The following is an 18,200-nucleotide window of genomic DNA, read 5'->3' on the forward strand; positions in this document are numbered from 1 at the left end:
TCCCCGAATGTATCGCGTTCCGTTCCCGGCATAGCCGGAAACGCATATATTTCAAAGCTTGTTCGCGTCGTCCGCCTTCACGTCCACAGCCGAAACCACCGGCTTCGACGCCTCTCGCGGATAGAAGGTATAGGACAGCGTGATCGTGTGGACGCCCTTCGTCTCGACCGGATCGACGATCTCGGGATCGACGAAGAAGACGACGGGCATTTCCAGTTCCTCTCCGGGCTTCAGCGTCGTCTCGGTGAAGCAGAAGCACTGGACCTTGTTGAAATAGGCGCCGGTCGCCTCGGGCGTGACGTTGAACGTCGCCTGGCCGGTCGTCGCCTTGGAGCTGTGGTTGCGGGCCTTGTAGAGGACCTGCACGGTCTCGCCGATCCTGATCTCGACCTCGCGCTGCACCGGCTCGAAGGTCCAGGGCAGGCCCGGGCCGACATTGGCGTCGAAGCGTACCTTGATCTTCTTGTCGAGAATGACGTCGGATGCCTGCTCGACGCGCTGCGTCGTGCCGCCGTAGCCCGTCACCTTGCAGAACATCTCGTAGAGCGGCACGGCGGCATAGGCCGCGCCGACCATGCCGATGACGAAGGAACAGCAGATGGCGACGATGGCGCCATTGCCGAGCCTGCTCTTTTCGGTCGTTTTCGTCTCGCTCATGCTCAGCCCACCATCCCGCCGCCGAATTTCACCAGCGTGACGATGTAGAACAGCACGACGAGGCCCAGGAGCACCGCGCCGAGCGCGATGTTGCGGCCGCGACGGGCCTTCTTCTGGCTTTCCGTGAGATTTATCGTTTCCATTACAGCACCCATCCGAACGAGGCGATCAGGTGGTCGAGCATGAGCCCGGAGAAGACCGCAAACAGGTAGACGATGGAGAAGGCGAAGAGCTTCTTGGCCGGGACCATCGCGCGATCACCCTCCGGCATGCGCAACACGCCGACAGAATACCACACGAAGCCGAGGCCGAGGGCTGCGGCAAAGAGACCGTAGCCGAGGCTCGCGAAACCGAGGACGCTCGGCACGACCGCGATGGCGGCGGTCAGCACCGCATAGACGAGGATCTGGATCTTCGTGGTGGCCTCGCCGGCGACATTCGGCAGCATCGGCACGCCGACGGCGTCGTAGTCGCGCATCTTGAACAGCGCGAGCGCCCAGAAATGCGCCGGGGTCCACAGGAAGGTGATGAGGAAGAGGACGACGCTCTCGATGGAGACGCCGCCGGTGACACAGGCCCAGCCGATCATCGGCGGGAAGGCGCCGGCCGCGCCACCGATCACGATGTTCTGCGGCGTCGAGCGCTTCAGCCAAATCGTATAGATGACGGCATAGAAGAAGATGGTGAAGGCGAGCAGGCCCGCCGAAAGCCAGTTGACCACGAGGCCGAGGATGGCGACCGAGAAGGCCGAGAGCGTCAGGCCGAAGGCGAGCGCCTCTTCCGGGCGGATGCGGCCCGAGGGAATGGGACGCTTGGCGGTGCGGGTCATGACCGCATCGATATCCGCGTCGTACCACATGTTGAGGGCACCGGATGCACCGGCGCCCACGGCGATACAGAGGATCGCTATCGCGCCGATGAACGGGTTGATCGTGCCGGGCGCGACCACGAGGCCGGCAAAGGCCGTGAAGACGACCAGCGACATGACGCGCGGCTTCAGCAGTTCGAAGAAATCGCGCGGGGACGCTTCGGAGAGGTAGACCTCGCCGCCGCCCGGGATCGTTTCGTGATGCTCGATGACCGCCATGTTCTTTCCGTTTCGTTCCGTTGTCCGCAAGAGGGTCGGCCTTGCGGCCTTCCCTCTCCGTCGTCATCCTCGGGCTTGACCCGAGGATGACGGAGGGTGGGGTGCGGGTTTGCCACCCAGCGACCGCCGGCCCCCGTCGGCATTGTCAACGTTCTGCCAGTCTTGAGGCCGCCGTCGCCGGCGGCCCCGATCTTGCAAGACCTTACTTGATCTTCGGGAGCTGTTCCCACTGGTGGAACGGCGGCGGCGAGGAGAGCTGCCATTCCAGGGTGTTCGCACCCTCGCCCCACGGATTGTCGCCGGCGACGCGCTTCTTGGCGAAGGCTTCGAAGACGCCGAAGAGGAAGATCAGGACGCCGACGCCTGCGATATACGAGCCGTAGGACGACACCGCGTTCCAGCCGGCGAAGGCATCCGGGTAGTCGATGTAGCGGCGCGGCATGCCGGCAAGGCCGAGGAAGTGCTGCGGGAAGAAGATCAGGTTCACGCCGATGAACATGACCCAGAAGTGCAGCTTGCCGATGAACTCGGAATACATGTAGCCGGTCATCTTCGGGAACCAGTAGTACCAGGCCGCGAAGATGGCGAAGACGGCGCCGAGCGACAGGACGTAGTGGAAGTGGGCCACAACGTAGTAGGTGTCGTGCAGGGCGCGGTCGAGGCCGGCGTTTGCGAGCTGGACGCCCGTGACGCCGCCGACGGTGAACAGGAAGATGAAGCCGATCGCCCAGACCATCGGGGTCGTGAAGCGGATCGAGCCGCCCCACATCGTCGCGATCCACGAGAAGATCTTCACGCCCGTCGGAACCGCGATGACCATCGTGGCGAAGACGAAGTAGCGCTGCGTGTCGAGCGACATGCCGACCGTATACATGTGGTGCGCCCACACGATGAAGCCGACGGCGCCGATGGCGACCATGGCATAGGCCATGCCGAGGTAGCCGAAGATCGGCTTGCGCGAGAAGGTGGAGACGATGTGGCTGATGATGCCGAAGCCGGGCAGGATCAGGATGTACACTTCCGGGTGGCCGAAGAACCAGAACAGGTGCTGGAAGAGGATCGGGTCACCGCCGTTTTCCGGCGCGAAGAAGGCCGTGCCGAAGTTGCGGTCCGTCAGCAGCATGGTGATGCCGCCTGCCAGGACCGGCAGCGAGAGCAGAAGAAGGAAGGCGGTGATCAGCACCGACCAGGCAAAGAGCGGCATCTTGTGCAGCGTCATGCCCGGAGCGCGCATGTTGAGGATCGTCGTGATGAAGTTGATCGCGCCGAGGATCGAGGACGCGCCGGCGATGTGCAGGCCGAGGATCACGAAGTCCATGGCCGGCCCGGGCTGGCCCGTCGTCGAGAATGGCGGATAGACCGTCCAGCCGCCGCCCGACCCGTAGGCGCCCGCCGGGCCTTCGACGAACATCGAAAGCAGCACCAGCAGGAAGGCCGGGACGATCAGCCAGAAGGAGATGTTGTTCATGCGCGGGAACGCCATGTCCGGCGCGCCGATCATGATCGGAACCATCCAGTTGGCGAAGCCGCCGATCAGCGCCGGCATGACCATGAAGAAGATCATGATGAGCGCGTGCGCGGTCGTGAAGACGTTGAACATGTGCTTGCCGCCGTCGATGGCGGCATCGCCCTCGAAGCCGTAGACCATCTGCGCCAGACCGTGGAAGATCTGGATGCCCGGTTCCTGCAGCTCCATGCGCATGAAGATCGACAGCGTGCCGCCGATAAGGCCGGCAATGATCGCGAAGATCAGGTAGAGGGTGCCGATATCCTTGTGGTTGGTCGACAGGAACCAACGCTGAAAGAAGCTAAGCGGCTTGTGTTCGTGGTGATCGTGGTGATCGCCGTGGGCAGCGGATGTTCCGGCCATGGTCTCAACTCCCTAGTATTACTGCGCGGCGTTTTCGGCGACGGCGACGGACTTGGCCGCACCATCGACAGACGCCATCAGGGCCTTGTTTGCATCGCCGACATTCGTCGCGGCGGCGGCAAGCCAGGTATCGAACTTTTCCTGCGAGACGACGCGGATGGCGATCGGCATGAACGCGTGGTCCTTGCCGCAGAGCTCGGAACACTGGCCGTAGAACAGGCCTTCACGATCGGCCTTGAACCAGGTCTCGTTGAGACGGCCCGGCACGGCGTCGATCTTGATGCCGAAGGACGGCATGGCGAAGGCGTGGATCACGTCGGCGGCGGTGACGAGAAGGCGGACATGCTTGCCGATGGGCACGACGAGCTCGTTGTCGACGGTCAAGAGGCGCGGATAGACCGCCTTGTCTTCCTTGCCGGCGGCAGCGCGGTCGGCGTCGGCCATCAGCAGGCTGTCGAAGGAAAGCGGATTGTCGCCCGTCTGGTACTCGTAGCCCCAGTACCACTGGTAGCCGGTGGCCTTGATCGTCATTTCCGGCTCTTCCGTCGGAGCGAGCTGCTTGGTCAGAAGCTGGAAGGAAGGAACGGCGAGGAAGAGGAGTACGATGACCGGACCGAGCGTCCAGACGATTTCGATCAGCGTGTTGTGGCTGGTCTTGGACGGGACGGGGTTCGCGCTTTCGCGGAACTTCACGACGACGAGGATCAGGAGAAGCAGGACGAAAAGGGTGATCGGGACGATGAACCAGAGTGTGTACTGCTCGAACCAGCGGACCTCTTCCATGATCGAGGTCGCGGCGGGCTGCAGGCCCTTCTGCCACGGCATCGGCTGGTCAGCGAAGGCGGTCGAAGCAAAGAGCAGACAGCCGATCGCGGCCAGAACTGCAAAAGCTTTGTTTTTCACAACGTATCTCCCCAAGGCGTTTGATTGGGATCAAACAGGCGCGCAGAATCCCTGCTATACTGAGTGCTTAAAATCATAGTTTCATGCTCGCCGCAACAGCCATGGGGGACACCCCGTGCGGCATTTTTGCGCAAAAGCAAAAGCCCGGGGCGACTCCCCACAGTTTCTTCATAATTCCCTATAGCATGAAAGGTTTGGCCGCGGCGAGCCGAAGCGCCCTGCCCGTCCTCGGCGCGGCATGCGCCCGCAGGGCGGGGCAATGCAGCACGTGCGGCTTATTATATAAAGTATCGTCGTCCGGCCCGTCCGCCGTCCAATTTCCGCCTTCAATCAATCGGAAATGAGCGGCCGGGGCTTTTCATTTCCCCGCCGCCTATTCAAAGATACCGCGATTGATTCGAGATTCCGAGGTTTTCATGGGTTTTGCTTCCCTTTCCCGGCTGTCCCGGGCGGCACTTGGAGCTGCCGTTCTGGGGCTCGGCGCCGCAGCGCTCCCGTCCCTTGCGGCGGCACAGCAGCCCGGCACGGTGAAATCGAACCATGGCGCCTGGTCGATCGTCTGCGATCAGCCGGCCGGCGCCTCCGGCGAACAGTGCGCCCTGATGCAGAACGTGCTAGCCGAGGACCGGCCCGAGCTCGGCCTGTCGGTCGTCGTGCTCAAGACCGCCGACCGCAAGGCGAAGATCCTGCGCGTGCTCGCCCCCCTCGGCGTTCTCCTGCCGAACGGCCTCGGCCTCAATGTCGACGGCAAGGATATCGGCCGCGCCTATTTCGTGCGCTGCTTCTCCGACGGCTGCTATGCCGAAGTCGTGCTGGAGGACGAGCTCCTGAAGACCTTCCGCTCCGGCGCGACGGCCACCTTCATCGTCTTCCAGTCGCCGGAAGAGGGCATCGGCATCCCCGTCGACCTCAAGGGCTTCGGCGAAGGCTACGACGCGCTGCCGTAAGAGGCACACCGGCGGGCTTGCCGCCCGCCGCCGGGGAACTTACATGAGCCCCGTATTCAAGAGCCTGCGGAGCCGCCCATGAACACCGACCTTCTTTCCCTCTTCGATGCCGACGAGGCGTCCGTTCAGGCGGTGCTGCGGGAAACGCTGAAGGGGGCGGACGACGGCGAACTGTTCCTCGAACATGCGCAGGCCGAGTCGCTTTCCTTCGACAACGGCCGCCTCAAGGGCGGCAGCTTCAATACAGACCAGGGTTTCGGCCTGCGCGCCGTCGCGGGCGAGGCGGTCGGCTATGCCCATTCCGGCGAGATGACGCTTTCGGCGCTGAAGCGCGCGGCGGATGCGGCCGGCGCGGTGACGCGCGGCTATTCCGGCGACTATGCCGACGCGCCCGTCGGCACCAATCGACAGCTCTATACGCAGGACAATCCGATCGGCTCGCCGACCTTCGAGCAGAAGGTGGCGCTCCTGACCGAGATCGACGCCTATCTGCGCGGCAAGGACCCGAAGGTGCGGCAGGTGACCGCCTCCATCGCCGCGAGCTGGCAGGTCGTCAATATCCTGCGCGCCGACGGCCACCGCGTCACGGACGTCCGCCCGATGACCCGCGTCAACATTTCCGTCGTCGTCGGCGAGGGCGAGCGGCAGGAGACCGGCAGCTACGGCATCGGCGGGCGCACGACCTTCGACGCCTTCCTCACCGGCGAAAGCTGGCGTGCGGGCGCCGACGAGGCACTGCGCCAGGCGCTCGTCAATCTCGAAGCCGTCGAGGCGCCGGCGGGCACGATGGACGTGGTGCTCTCCAACGGCTGGCCGGGCGTGATGCTGCACGAGGCTGTCGGCCACGGGCTCGAAGGCGACTTCAACCGCAAGAAGACCTCGGCCTTCGCCGGGCTGATGGGCGAGCAGGTCGCCGCAAAGGGCGTCACCGTCGTCGACGACGGCACTATCGACAACCGCCGCGGCTCGATCACCGTCGACGACGAGGGCACGCCCTCAGCCTACAACGTACTGATCGAGGACGGCAGGCTGGTCGGCTACATGCAGGACCGGCAGAACGCCCGCCTGATGGGCATGAAGGCGACCGGCAACGGCCGCCGCCAGGGCTATGCCTACCGCCCGATGCCGCGCATGACGAACACCTACATGCTCTCCGGCGACAGGACGCCGGAGGAGATCATCGCCTCGGTGAAGAACGGCATCTATGCCGTCTCCTTCGGCGGCGGGCAGGTGGACATCACCTCGGGCAAGTTCGTCTTCGGCTGCACCGAGGCCTATCTCATCGAGGACGGCAAGGTGACGGCGCCGGTCAAGGGCGCCATGCTGATCGGCAACGGGCCGGACGCCATGCGCCGCGTCTCGATGATCGGCAACGACACGAAGCTCGATACCGGCATCGGCAATTGCGGCAAGGCTGGCCAGTGGGTGCCGGTCGGCGTCGGCCAGCCGCATCTCCGAATGGACCAGATCACCGTCGGCGGCACGAAGGCCTGATCTTCAGGCTTCGATGCGCCGCAGCAGCCAGTCGCGGAAGGCGCGGGCCTCCGGCGAGAGGCGCTTGAAGCTGCGCGCCACCAGCCAGTAGGCGCCGTGGCGGATCGACAGGTCGAAGGGCTGGACGAGGCGGCCGGCGGCGATGTCCTCGGCTGCCAGAAAACTGTCGACCAGCGCGACGCCGTGGCCGCGCAGCACCGCCTGCAACACCAGATTGCCCTCCGCGAAGATCTGCGCGCGACCGAGCGTCACGTCCGGCAGGCCGGCGGCGGCGAACCAGCGCTCCCAGACGCTGCGGTTCTCCTCGTGCAGCAGGGTATGGGCGAGAAGGTCGGCCGGTGTCCTTATCGCGGGACCGCTGGCAAGAAGGCCCGGCGCGATCACCGGCACGAGTTCCACGTCGACCAGGTGGTCGACCTCGGTGCGCGGCCAGGCCTTCGCATCCAGTCCATGCCGCACGGCGATCTCCGCCTCGTGGGTGCGGAAATCGATGAGCCGCATGTCGGAATCGACCGCGACGTCGATCTCCGGATGGCCCGCGCGGAAATCGTCGAGATGCGGCACCAGCCAGCAGGCGGCGAAGGACGGCTCGGCGCTGATTTCCACCAGCCCGCCGCCGCGCCGGCCACGGACCTCCGACAGGCTGGCGTCGATGGCATCGAAGGAGCGCGACAGGACGGCAAGCAGCGCCTGCCCCGCCGGCGTCAGGCGCACGGCGCGGTGGCGGCGCTCGAAGAGCGGCCTGCCGAGATCGGCCTCCAGTTCCTTGACCTGCCGGCTGACGGCGGCCTGCGAGACCGCGAGATCGTCGGCGGCAAGCGTGAAGCTGCCGAGCCGGCCCGCCGCCTCGAAGCTCCTCAGCGCCGTCAGCGGCAGCCGTCCACGTTTCATCGCATAACCTCAAGTCATCTGAAGTCGACGATAAACTCGTTTGAGGACGGGAGGCAAGCGGGCGGACAATCCATGCGGAAAACAGGCATGGAGGACCGAAACATGCTCGCCGATCTCACGACCATCTTCCTGGAGGTGATCCGCATCCTCACCTTCCAGTCCGGCCGCCCCGCGCCGCCCCGTCACAGGAAAGCCGTTGTTAACCACTCGGATACCGACCGGATGCGATAACCGCGGCGGAAAACAGCAAGGGAAGACGAAGACGACATGCCGATCCGCAGCGTCATGCGACAGGGACTGAAGCGCGCCGTGATCACCGGCGGGCTGGAGTTCGCGCATCTGGCGGAGCGCGTCGGGCTGATGGCCTCCGCCCGCGGCATGGGCGCGATCTTCACTCTGCATCATGTGCGGCCGAAGGCACCACAGACCTTCGATCCCAATGCGCATCTGGAGATCACGCCGGAATTCCTGGAGGCCGCCATCGAGCACCTTCGGGACGAGGGCTACCAGTTCGTCGCGCTTGCAGACATGGCCGCGCGCCTTGCCATCGCGCGTGCCGGCGAGCGCTTCGCCGCCTTCACGCTCGATGATGGCTACCGCAACAATGCGGTCCATGCCCAGCCGGTGTTCACGCGGCACAAGGTGCCTTTCACCGTCTTCGTCGCGCCCGGCCTTTCCTGCAAGACGCATGGCATCTGGTGGGAGACGGTGACGGAGCTGCTGCGCGCCGTACCGCATCTGGAATTCGACTTCGGCTCCGGCCCCGTCACCATGCCGCTCGCCACGCCCTTCCAGAAGCAGGCGGCCTATGCCCGCTTCGCAAGGTTCGTCCATGGCGGATCCGACGAGGCCGAGGCCATCGAGCGGCTCGACACCGTGGCGAAGGCCCATGGCATCGATCCGCTGATGATCACGGAACGGCTTGTCATGCGCGAGCCGGAACTGAAGAGCCTCGTGCTCAACCCCCTCGCCTCGATCGGCGCGCACACCGTCAGCCACCGCGCGCTGTCGCGCCTTGGCGAGGAGGAGGCCCACCGCGAGATGGACCAGTCGGCCGAGCGCATCGCCGCGATCACCGGCCAGCGCCCGGAAACCTTCGCCTATCCCTATGGCGACCGCGCCGCCGCATCGCCGCGCGAATACCGCCTCGCCAGGGACCTCGGCTTCCGCGCCGCCGTGACGACCGAGCCCGGCACGCTTTCCGCGCGCTCCTTCGACATGCCGACCGCCCTTCCCCGCATCTCGCTGAACGGGCTTTACCAGAAGCCGAAATATGTCGGCGCGCTCGCCTCGGGCATCCCGTTCCGGCTGATGCGGCGGTAGGCTTCGAGCAATTGCCCCTCACCTGCCTGCCGGCATCCTCTCCCCGCAAGCGGGGCGAGGAGCGATGGGCGCACCGTTCTGCCCCTTCTTCCCGCTTGCGGGGAGAAGATCCCGGCAGGGGGATGAGAGGCAAGCGCTCCGACCCATCGCAAACATCACGGATACATCCGCACCTTCGTCCAGCCCTTGCCATCCTCCGTGTGGCGGAATTCCACGCGGTCGTGCAGGCGGAAGGGGCGGTCGTGCCAGAACTCGATGGAGACGGGTTTCAGGCGGAAGCCGGACCAGTGGGGCGGGCGGGGAATGTCGCCGATGGCGTAGCGCGCGGTATATTCGGCAACGGCCTTTTCCAGCGCGAAGCGGCTTTCGAGCGGGCGCGACTGCTTGGAGGCCCATGCGCCGATGCGGCTGCCGCGCGGGCGCGAGGCATAGTATTCGTCGGCCTCGGCATCCGTCACGATCTCGATGTCGCCGCGCACGCGCACCTGGCGGCGCAGCGATTTCCAGTGGAAGCACATAGCCGCCTTGCGGGCGCCGAGGATCTCCACGCCCTTGCGGCTCTCGAAATTCGTGTAGAAGACGAAGCCCCGCTCGTCGAAGCCCTTGAGCAGCACCATTCGGACATTGGGCAGGCCCGTCTCGTCGACGGTGGCGAGCGCCAGCGCGTTGGCATCGTTCGGCTCGGTCTTACCGGCTTCCGCCAGCCATGCGCCGAACAGGGCATAGGGTTCGTTTTGCTCGGTGAAGTCACCGCTTGTTAACGCATTATCGCTCATATTTGAATCAATGCCGATCTATCTAGCTGTATGAGGCAGTCTGGAGTGAAAGACATAACAAAGACGCGACCGGAGACAAAGCCAAACTGGACGCGCAGCCTCGGGCTCGCCGCCGTCATGATGTCCGGCGTGGCGCTTTCGGGCTGCATGAGCGGTCTTGACCTGTTCTCCTCGGACAGCAACGTCGACAAGACGGTGCGCACCAACACTGTGCCCAACGGCAACGCGGAACGGCTGACCGACGAGATCACCGTGCGCAACGCCGTGTCCTCGGCCGACCTCCTGCGCACCGGCGGCAACCCCATTCCATGGGCGAACTCCGCCTCGGGCAGCGCGGGCGTCATCAGCAGCATCGCGGAAAACCAGGACAGGGCGGGCCGCACCTGCCGCGACTTCGTGACGACCAAGCACTCCTACCAGGGCATCGCAAGCTTCACCGGACGCACCTGCATGGGCAATACCGGCGAATGGCTGCTGCTCGCCTTCGACCGCCAAGGTTGACCCTGTTCGAGGCATGTTTGCACTTTCTCAACCCTGATCCGTAACAGCCGATTAGGACGTTCCTCGCTATCTTGGACTGTAAACGGAAACGGGTGGAAGTAATGCGTGATCCCTATTCGGTCCTCGGCGTGAAGAAAAATGCCGGGCAGGAGGAAATCAAGGCCGCCTGGCGCTCGCTGGCGAAGGCCGTGCATCCCGACCAGAATCACGACGATCCGCTCGCGACCGTCCGCTTCACCGAGGCCGGCCGCGCCTACGATCTTTTGCGCGACCCGGAAAAGCGCAGCCGCTACGACCGCCAGCAGCGCGAAGCCGAGCTTCGCCGCATGGAGCAGATGCGCCGCCGCGAGGCCGAGCGCAAGGGCAGGACCGAGGCCCCGCGCATGTCGGAAGACGCGGAGGACATGATCGCCCGCATCTTCGGCGTCGATTCCCGCGGCCAGCAGGCCGAGCCGAGGCCGCAGGCCCGTCCCCAGCCACAGGCGCAATCCGCCTCGCCGGCCCAGCCGCAGCAGGACGCGCGCAAGCCGTCGGACGAGGCCGCCACCGACGAGACGATGCCGGCGCGCGGCAGCGCCCCGGGCGGCGCCATCATCTCCGCCATCATCCGCCGCATCCGCGGCAGCCGGTCGAGGATCGACAAGGCGCCGGATCTCGTCGCCGACGTCACCGTGACGGTGGAGGACATCCTCAACAAGGTGCGTCCGACCATCGAGACGCCGGAAGGCCAGACCATCCGTGTGCCGATCGGCGCGGGCACGACGGACGGGCAGGTGATCCGCCTCAGGGAGGCCGGATACCGCATCGAGAATCTGCGGCGGGGCGACGCCGTCGTCACCGTGCGAGTCGCGCCCGGCCGCTTCCGCACCGACGGCTTCGATCTCAGGATCGACCTGCCAATCACCATCGAGAACGCCGTCCTCGGCTGCGAGACGACGATCGACGGCCCGCTCGGCCCGATCCCCGTGACGGTTCCGGCCTGGTCGGGATCGGACCAGGCGATCCGCATCGAGGGCGAGGGACTGACGAGAGACAACGGCGAACGTGGTGATCTCATTGCCGAAATCCGCCTTCTCCTGTGGGAGAAGCCGGATGCCAAGATGATCGATCTCATGCGGTCGCTGCGCGAAGGTCTCTACCTTTAATCGATTTATGACTCTTCTGTGAAACATGCACCCAATGTTACGGATGCTAACAGTTCCTGAACCCCCGCGCGCTTGAACCGCATTGCCGCCTATGCCATAGGCAATTTCGACTTTGATATCAGGGGGCAAACCATGGTTCAGGCATCTGGTCTGATGAAGGGCAAGCGCGGCGTCATCATGGGCGTCGCCAACAACCGTTCCATCGCCTGGGGCATAGCCAAGGCTATCCATGCACAGGGCGGCGAAATCGCCTTTACCTACCAGGGCGATGCCCTGAAGAAGCGCGTCGAGCCGCTGGCCGCCGAAATCGGCGCGGTGCTGGCCGGCGACTGCGATGTTTCCGACGAGGCGTCCATCGACGCAGTCTTCGACAATATCGAGAAGATGTGGGGCAAGATCGACTTCATCGTGCACGCCATCGGCTTTTCCGACAAGGAAGAGCTGACGGGCCGCTATGTCGACACGACGCCCGGCAACTTCGCCAAGACGATGCAGATCTCGGTCTATTCCTTCACGTCGGTCGCCCGCCGTGCGGAAAAGCTGATGACCGACGGCGGCTCCATGCTGACGCTGACCTATTACGGCGCCGAGAAGGTCATGCCGAACTACAACGTCATGGGCGTCGCCAAGGCCGCGCTCGAGGCGAGCGTGAAATATCTCGCCGTCGACCTCGGCCCGAAGAACATCCGCGTCAACGCCGTCTCGGCCGGCCCGATCAAGACGCTCGCGGCCTCCGGCATCGGCGACTTCCGCTATATCCTCAAGTGGAACGAGTACAATGCGCCGCTGCGCCGTACCGTCACCATCGAGGAAGTGGGCGATGTCGGCCTCTACCTCCTGTCGGACCTGTCGCGCTCCGTCACGGGCGAGACACATCATGCCGACAGCGGCTATCATGTCATCGGCATGAAGGCCGTCGACGCGCCGGACATTTCCGTCATCAAGGACTGACGCACTTCAGGGATCCGCCTTGCTCATCTACATGATCCGACACGGCCAGACCGCGTGGAATGCAGAGGGCAGGCTGCAAGGCCAGAAGGACATCCCGCTCAACGATACCGGCCGCCGCCAGGCGGCCGGCAACGGCCATGCCCTCAAGGGCATTCTCGGCGACACCGTTTCCGATTTCGATTTCGTGGCGAGCCCCCTCGGGCGCACGCGCGAGACGATGGAGCTCCTGCGCCGCTCCATGGGCCTCGACCCGCTCGCCTATCGCACCGATCCACGCCTCGTCGAACTCTCCTTCGGAGACTGGGAGGGTCATACGCTCGCCGAGCTGAAGGCGAGCGCCCCGGAGCGGGTGGAAGAGCGCGCCCACGCCAAATGGAACTTCATTCCCCCGGGGGAAGACGCCGAAAGCTACGAGATCCTCTGCTGGCGCATCGGCTCCTTCCTCGGCGACGTGACGCGCCCGACGGTCTGCGTCAGCCACGGCGGCGTCTTCCGCGCCGCCTTCCGGCTGAATGGCATGGATGAGGAAGAGGCGGCCAACACGCCGATCCATCAGGACCGCATTCTCAGGCTCGACGGAACGGGGATGCACTGGCTTTAGGGCAGCGCGGCCCTTTACTGCACGATCTCCAGATCGTTGATGACGCGCTTGCCGTCGACCTCGGTGTAGAACACCACCACCTTCACGCCCGGCTCAAGGCCCTCGAAGTTGAACTCCTCCGGTGCCTGGTACTTCTTGCCGTCGTCCAGCGACAGGCTGAGATTGGCCGTGTCCACCTTGGTGATCACCGCCTCGACATCGGCGCTTTCCGCGGAAGCGGCAAGCGGTGAAAGGAAAACGGCCATGGCCATCAGTGTAGCGATGAGCAACCGCATCTTGCGACCCCCTGGGAATGAATCAGTCTTTTTGCCGGTCACGTCAGATGCCCCCCAAATATGGCGAAATTCGCCCGTTGCCCGTCCCGGATGGAATGGATGACGGGAAAGGGTGCGCGAATCAAGGCGGCGCCGCGCGTCATCCCCCGCATTGTCCAACGGACAGGCCGCCGCCGGTGCCCCGTTCGGGAGGAAGCGCAAGTATTTCAGTTGCTTATAAATGCAATTTTAAGGAAGCCTCCCGTAGGGTTTCGCCACAACCGGGGAACCCCTTTTGCCTTTGTCCTCCGTCCTTCGCCGTCATCTGGCGTCCATCGCAGAGTGGGCGCGGCCGTCGCTCGTTCCCGCGGTGATCGCCGGCTGCGTGATCCTGACCGGCGACGTGCTCTACGAGCGGCAGAACGAGAACATCTACCGCAGCGAATTGCAGAACCACGTGTCGGCCGACCTGACGCTGGCGACCGCACGCCTGCAAAGCGAGGTGCGGGGCAATATCGCCGCCCTGCGCAGCATCTCCAACCTGTTCTCCGTCGCTCCCGACAACGGCATGGCGCAGTTCGACGCCTTCGCCCACAAGCTGATGGTGCAGAACAACCACTTCCGCCGGATCGGCGTTGCGCCCGGCGGCAGGGTCTCGCAGGCGTTTCCGCGGCAGGGCGCGGAGCACTATATCGGCACGGACTTCAACCGCTTCCCCTCCTTCCGCACCGCGGCGGAGAGCGCGCGGGCGCGCGGGCGCTCGCTGATGCTCGGCCCGGTCGAATTCGCCAGCGGCGGGCGCGGCTTCCACCTCTTCATGCCGGTCTTCACCCGTATGGGCGCGCGAAGCGATTTCTGGGGCTATATCGACGGGCTGATCGACGAGCGCAGGCTGCTCATCGACGCCGGCCTCCTCCAGACCGGCCATCGCATGCGCCAGGGCGCGCCGCAGCATACCACCGATATCGAGCTGGCCATCCGCGACGTGAGCGTGCCGGACAATATCGTCGATCCGTTCTTCGGAAGCGCCGACGTGTTCGACAATGACCCGGTCGTGCAGGTGCTCGATTTTCCCGGCGGGCGCTGGGAGCTTGGCGCGGTTCCGTCCGACGGCTGGCACCATCCGCCCGCCAACCTCGCGCAGATCCGGCTGGCCGCCACCGCCGCCGCGCTCATCATCATCGTGCCGATCTTCCTCACTGGCGGCCTCGTCAGCGAGCGGCAGCGCAACATGGCGCGGCTGAGGGCGCGCGAGCGGCAGGTGCAGTCCCTGTCGCAGCGCCTCGACATCGCGCTCGACGCCTCCAAGATCGGCATCTGGGAAATCGAATTGCCCGCGGGCACGCGCAGCTGGGACAGCCAGATGCACCGCCTGCACGGCTTTCCCGAAAACGAGACGCCGAACGACGAGGAATGGCGCTCGGTGCTGCATCCCGACGACGTCGCCACCACCAGGGCGGAGATGGACTTCATCCGCGCCGGCGGCAGCGAGTACAAGTCGCAATACCGCATCCTCATGCCGGACGGCAGCTGGCACCATATCCGCAATGTCGGCTCGCGCCTCGTCGGCCCGAACGGCCTGGAGAAGCTGACCGGCATCAGCTGGGACGTCACCGAGGACGTCCTGCTCAATCAGGCGCTCCAGAATGCCAAGGAACATGCCGAGGTGCAGAACGCCGAGCTCGCCAAGCTGACGCGGCGCCTCGACCTTGCGCTCGATTCCTACCAGTGCGGCCTCTGGGAAGCCGACCTCGACAGCAACGTGACGCTCTGGGACGAGCGCATGCACCAGCTCTACGGCCTGGCCTACACGGACGGCATCGTGACGCGCGAGATGTGGCTCGGCGCGATCCACGAAGCGGACCGGCAGGCGATCATCGACAATGTCGGCCACTGCATCGAGCACGACCTTCCCTACGTGCACGAATCGCGCATCCTGCTGGCCGGAGGCGCGGTCCGCCACGTGCGCTCCGTCGGCAAGATCCATCACGCGCCGGACGGCGGGCGCAAGCTCATCGGCCTCGCCTTCGACGTTACCGAGGACGTGATCCTCAAGCAGAGCCTCAAGGCGGCGAAGGAACAGGCGGACGCCAAGAATGTCGAGCTGGAGCAGGCCAAGGACCGCATCGAGCACAATGCGCTGCACGATCCGCTGACCGGCCTTGCCAACCGCCGCAGGCTCGACGACGAGCTGACGGCGATCGCCGCGCGCAGCGGGACCGCCGACGAGCGCGTCGGCATCCTGCATATCGACCTCGACCGCTTCAAGCAGATCAACGACACGCTCGGCCATGCGGCCGGCGACGCCCTCCTTGTCCACGCCTCGCAGGTGCTGCGCTCCTGCGTGCGGCCGGGCGATCTCGTCGCGCGCATCGGCGGCGACGAATTCCTCGTGGTCGCCGGCGGCACGACGGACGAGACCTATCTCAGCACGCTCGCCCGCCGCATCATCGGCCTCATGCAGCAGCCCGTCGAATACGAGGGGCATCTGTGCCGCTTCGGCGTCAGCATCGGCATTGCGCTCGCCGAGGGCCGCGCCATCGACACGGCGAAGCTGCTCGTCAATGCCGACATCGCGCTCTACCGCGCCAAGGCGATGGGACGGAACCGCCACGAATTCTTCACCGAGGTGCTGCAGGCCGAGATCATCTCGAACAAGCGGATCGCCGACGACATCCTCTCGGGCATCGAGAACAACGAATTCGTGCCCTATTACCAGCCGCAGATCGATGCCGGCACGATGAAGCTCGCCGGCGCCGAGGCGCTGATCCGCTGGAATCACCCGCGCGACGGCCTGCTGACACCCGACCGCTTCCTCAAGATCGCCGAAGATCTCAACGTCATGGCGACGCTCGACCGCATCGTGCTCGAAAAGGCGCTCATCGACTGCGCCCGTTGGGCGGCGCAGGGCCTCATCATGCCGAAGATCTCGGTCAATGTCTCAGCCCGGCGCCTGCGCGACGAGAGCCTGATCGACAGTCTCACCGGCCTTTCCATCCAGCCCGGCCAGATCTCCTTCGAACTGGTGGAATCGATCTTCCTCGATGAGAGCGACGACGTCGTTCTCGCCAATCTGGAGCGCATCAAGGCGCTCGGCATCGATATCGAGATCGACGATTTCGGCACCGGCCACACCTCCATCGTCAGCCTCCTGAAGCTGAAGCCGAAGCGGCTGAAGATCGACCGCCAGCTCGTCGCGCCGATCCTCTCCTCGCACAACGAGCAGGCGCTGGTGCGCTCGATCATCGAGATCGGCCGCTCGCTCGGCATCGAGATCGTCGCGGAGGGCGTCGAGACGATGGAGCACGCCGAGATGCTGAACCGGCTCGGCTGCGACCTTTTGCAGGGCTTCGCCTTCGCCAGGCCGCTCTCGCGCGAGGCGTTCCTCGCCTTCGGCACCGAGATGCGGTGGAAGGTCGCGTCTTAGCTACGAGGCTGCCCCTCATCCCCCTGCCGGGACCTTCTCCCCGCAGGCGGGGCGAAGGGGAGGATGCATCGTTTCCCTCAATCGCAAGCGTTCCGCCGGAAGGAAAGCCGGGCCAGATGTCCCTTCGCCCCGCCTGCGGGGAGAAGGTGGCGGCAGCCGGATGAGGGGCAATCGCAACATCGCGCCGCCAGAAGCGCGAAACTCTTGTCCCTCCCCGCCTTTTTCCACTAAGAGAGGGCGCATATCTTTCAGGTCCGGTTCCGCTCATGTCGCACAACACTTTCGGTCACCTTTTCCGCGTCACCACCTGGGGCGAAAGCCATGGGCCGGCGCTCGGCTGCGTGGTGGACGGCTGCCCGCCCGGCATCCGCTTCACGCTCGCCGAAATCCAGGCCTGGCTCGACAAGCGAAAGCCCGGCCAGTCGCGCTTCGTGACGCAGCGCCGCGAGGACGACCTCGTGAAAGTGCTCTCCGGCGTGATGCTGGACGAGGACGGCGAGACGATGATCACCACCGGCACGCCGGTCTCCATGCTGATCGAGAACACCGACCAGCGCTCCAAGGACTATGGCGAGATCGCCCGCCGCTACCGCCCGGGCCATGCCGACTACACCTATGACGTCAAATACGGCATCCGCGACTATCGCGGTGGTGGACGCTCCTCCGCCCGCGAGACCGCAGCGCGCGTCGCCGCCGGCGGCCTTGCCCGCAAGGTCGTGCCGGGCCTGACAGTGCGCGCCGCGCTGGTGCAGATCGGCAAGCACAGGATCGACCGCAACAACTGGGACTGGAACGAGGTCAATAACAACCCGTTCTTCGCCTCCGACCCCGCCATCGTGCCTGTCTGGGAAGAGTATCTCGACAGCATCCGCAAGGCCGGCTCCTCCGTCGGCGCGGTCGTGGAAGTCGTTGCCGAGGGCGTTCCGGCCGGCATCGGCGCGCCGATCTACGGCAAGCTCGACCAGGACATCGCCTCGCTGCTCATGTCGATCAATGCCGTCAAGGGCGTGGAGATCGGCGAGGGCTTTTCCTCCGCCGAACTCACCGGCGAGGAGAACGCCGACGAGATGCGCATGGGCAACGACGGCAACCCGATCTTCCTGTCGAACCATGCCGGCGGCATCCTCGGCGGCATCTCGACCGGCCAGCCGGTCGTCGCGCGCTTCGCCATCAAGCCGACCTCCTCGATCCTCACCGAGCGCCGCTCCATCGATGCCGACGGCAACAATGTCGACGTGCGCACCAAGGGGCGGCACGATCCCTGCGTCGGTATCCGCGCCGTGCCGATCGGCGAGGCGATGGTCGCCTGCGCCATTGCCGACCATTACCTGCGCGACCGCGGCCAGACCGGCCGTCTGAAATAGGAGCCTGCC

Annotated in this window: 18 protein-coding genes; 10 read left to right on the forward strand and 8 right to left on the reverse strand. The window is 65.2% G+C overall.

Annotated features, from left to right (window positions below):
* Positions 1-51: 51 nt before the first annotated feature.
* The 5 genes from ACZ1A1_RS00340 to coxB form a co-directional block, all read right to left on the reverse strand.
* Entirely contained in the window at positions 52-657 is a 606-nt protein-coding gene (locus ACZ1A1_RS00340; protein WP_313192265.1) for a cytochrome c oxidase assembly protein, read from the reverse strand.
* 2 nt (positions 658-659) lie between these two features.
* On the reverse strand, positions 660-800 hold the full coding sequence (locus ACZ1A1_RS00345; RefSeq protein ID WP_318913621.1) for a hypothetical protein: 141 nt from the start codon (positions 798-800) through the stop codon (positions 660-662).
* The gene (locus ACZ1A1_RS00350; protein ID WP_463618281.1) at positions 800-1,744 is read right to left on the reverse strand and encodes a heme o synthase; all 945 of its coding nucleotides are present in this window, start codon (positions 1,742-1,744) and stop codon (positions 800-802) included. Before ACZ1A1_RS00350 ends, ACZ1A1_RS00345 begins: the two co-directional genes overlap by 1 nt.
* Positions 1,745-1,946: 202 nt before the next feature.
* Positions 1,947-3,614 (reverse strand): cytochrome c oxidase subunit I, encoded by a 1,668-nt coding sequence (gene ctaD, locus ACZ1A1_RS00355; protein ID WP_313192262.1) that lies wholly within the window; start codon positions 3,612-3,614, stop codon positions 1,947-1,949.
* Between the two features lie 18 nt (positions 3,615-3,632).
* Positions 3,633-4,517 (reverse strand): cytochrome c oxidase subunit II, encoded by an 885-nt coding sequence (gene coxB, locus ACZ1A1_RS00360; protein ID WP_463618282.1) that lies wholly within the window; start codon positions 4,515-4,517, stop codon positions 3,633-3,635.
* A 416-nt stretch (positions 4,518-4,933) separates the two neighbouring features.
* On the opposite strand from coxB, the gene ACZ1A1_RS00365 reads away from it, so the two are divergent.
* The gene (locus ACZ1A1_RS00365) at positions 4,934-5,464 is read left to right on the forward strand and encodes an invasion associated locus B family protein (protein WP_119254513.1); all 531 of its coding nucleotides are present in this window, start codon (positions 4,934-4,936) and stop codon (positions 5,462-5,464) included.
* 78 nt (positions 5,465-5,542) lie between these two features.
* Positions 5,543-6,958: a metalloprotease TldD gene (gene tldD, locus ACZ1A1_RS00370; RefSeq protein WP_463618283.1), complete on the forward strand. Its 1,416-nt coding sequence runs from the start codon at positions 5,543-5,545 to the stop codon at positions 6,956-6,958.
* A gap of 3 nt (positions 6,959-6,961) precedes the next feature.
* Here tldD and ACZ1A1_RS00375 read toward each other — a convergent pair whose 3' ends face one another.
* Entirely contained in the window at positions 6,962-7,849 is an 888-nt protein-coding gene (locus ACZ1A1_RS00375; protein ID WP_463618284.1) for a LysR substrate-binding domain-containing protein, read from the reverse strand.
* An 87-nt stretch (positions 7,850-7,936) separates the two neighbouring features.
* Here ACZ1A1_RS00375 and ACZ1A1_RS00380 point away from each other — a divergent pair, with 87 nt between their 5' ends.
* Together ACZ1A1_RS00380 and ACZ1A1_RS00385 are read left to right on the forward strand one after the other, a co-directional pair.
* Entirely contained in the window at positions 7,937-8,080 is a 144-nt protein-coding gene (locus ACZ1A1_RS00380) for a hypothetical protein (RefSeq protein ID WP_313192258.1), read from the forward strand.
* 36 nt (positions 8,081-8,116) lie between these two features.
* Positions 8,117-9,172, forward strand: coding sequence for a polysaccharide deacetylase family protein (locus ACZ1A1_RS00385; protein ID WP_463618285.1), 1,056 nt, complete (start codon positions 8,117-8,119; stop codon positions 9,170-9,172).
* A gap of 155 nt (positions 9,173-9,327) precedes the next feature.
* On the opposite strand, the gene pdxH is transcribed toward ACZ1A1_RS00385, so the two are convergent.
* The gene (gene pdxH, locus ACZ1A1_RS00390; RefSeq protein WP_415214149.1) at positions 9,328-9,948 is read right to left on the reverse strand and encodes a pyridoxamine 5'-phosphate oxidase; all 621 of its coding nucleotides are present in this window, start codon (positions 9,946-9,948) and stop codon (positions 9,328-9,330) included.
* 30 nt (positions 9,949-9,978) lie between these two features.
* Between pdxH and ACZ1A1_RS00395 the strand changes: the two genes are divergently transcribed.
* The 4 genes from ACZ1A1_RS00395 (at position 9,979) to ACZ1A1_RS00410 (ending at position 13,146) form a co-directional block, all read left to right on the forward strand.
* Positions 9,979-10,449, forward strand: a complete 471-nt coding sequence (locus tag ACZ1A1_RS00395; RefSeq protein WP_460929893.1) for an RT0821/Lpp0805 family surface protein — start codon at positions 9,979-9,981, stop codon at positions 10,447-10,449.
* Positions 10,450-10,550: 101 nt separating this feature from the next.
* Positions 10,551-11,594: a DnaJ C-terminal domain-containing protein gene (locus ACZ1A1_RS00400; protein ID WP_463618286.1), complete on the forward strand. Its 1,044-nt coding sequence runs from the start codon at positions 10,551-10,553 to the stop codon at positions 11,592-11,594.
* 132 nt (positions 11,595-11,726) lie between these two features.
* Positions 11,727-12,545 carry an enoyl-ACP reductase FabI gene (gene fabI, locus ACZ1A1_RS00405; protein ID WP_119254947.1) on the forward strand — a complete coding sequence of 273 codons (819 nt, stop codon included), beginning with the start codon at positions 11,727-11,729 and terminating at the stop codon, positions 12,543-12,545.
* A gap of 19 nt (positions 12,546-12,564) precedes the next feature.
* A complete protein-coding gene (locus tag ACZ1A1_RS00410; RefSeq protein ID WP_463618287.1) occupies positions 12,565-13,146 on the forward strand; it encodes a histidine phosphatase family protein in 582 nt (193 codons plus the stop codon).
* 14 nt (positions 13,147-13,160) lie between these two features.
* On the opposite strand, the gene ACZ1A1_RS00415 is transcribed toward ACZ1A1_RS00410, so the two are convergent.
* Entirely contained in the window at positions 13,161-13,421 is a 261-nt protein-coding gene (locus tag ACZ1A1_RS00415; RefSeq protein WP_313192250.1) for a DUF1344 domain-containing protein, read from the reverse strand.
* A 274-nt stretch (positions 13,422-13,695) separates the two neighbouring features.
* Between ACZ1A1_RS00415 and ACZ1A1_RS00420 the strand changes: the two genes are divergently transcribed.
* Both ACZ1A1_RS00420 and aroC read left to right on the forward strand, forming a co-directional pair.
* A complete protein-coding gene (locus ACZ1A1_RS00420; RefSeq protein ID WP_463618288.1) occupies positions 13,696-16,827 on the forward strand; it encodes a bifunctional diguanylate cyclase/phosphodiesterase in 3,132 nt (1,043 codons plus the stop codon).
* Between the two features lie 266 nt (positions 16,828-17,093).
* Positions 17,094-18,191, forward strand: coding sequence for a chorismate synthase (aroC, locus tag ACZ1A1_RS00425; protein ID WP_463618289.1), 1,098 nt, complete (start codon positions 17,094-17,096; stop codon positions 18,189-18,191).
* Positions 18,192-18,200 lie beyond the last annotated feature (9 nt).

It is taken from the genome of Shinella sp. R2-11 (assembly GCF_055330205.1).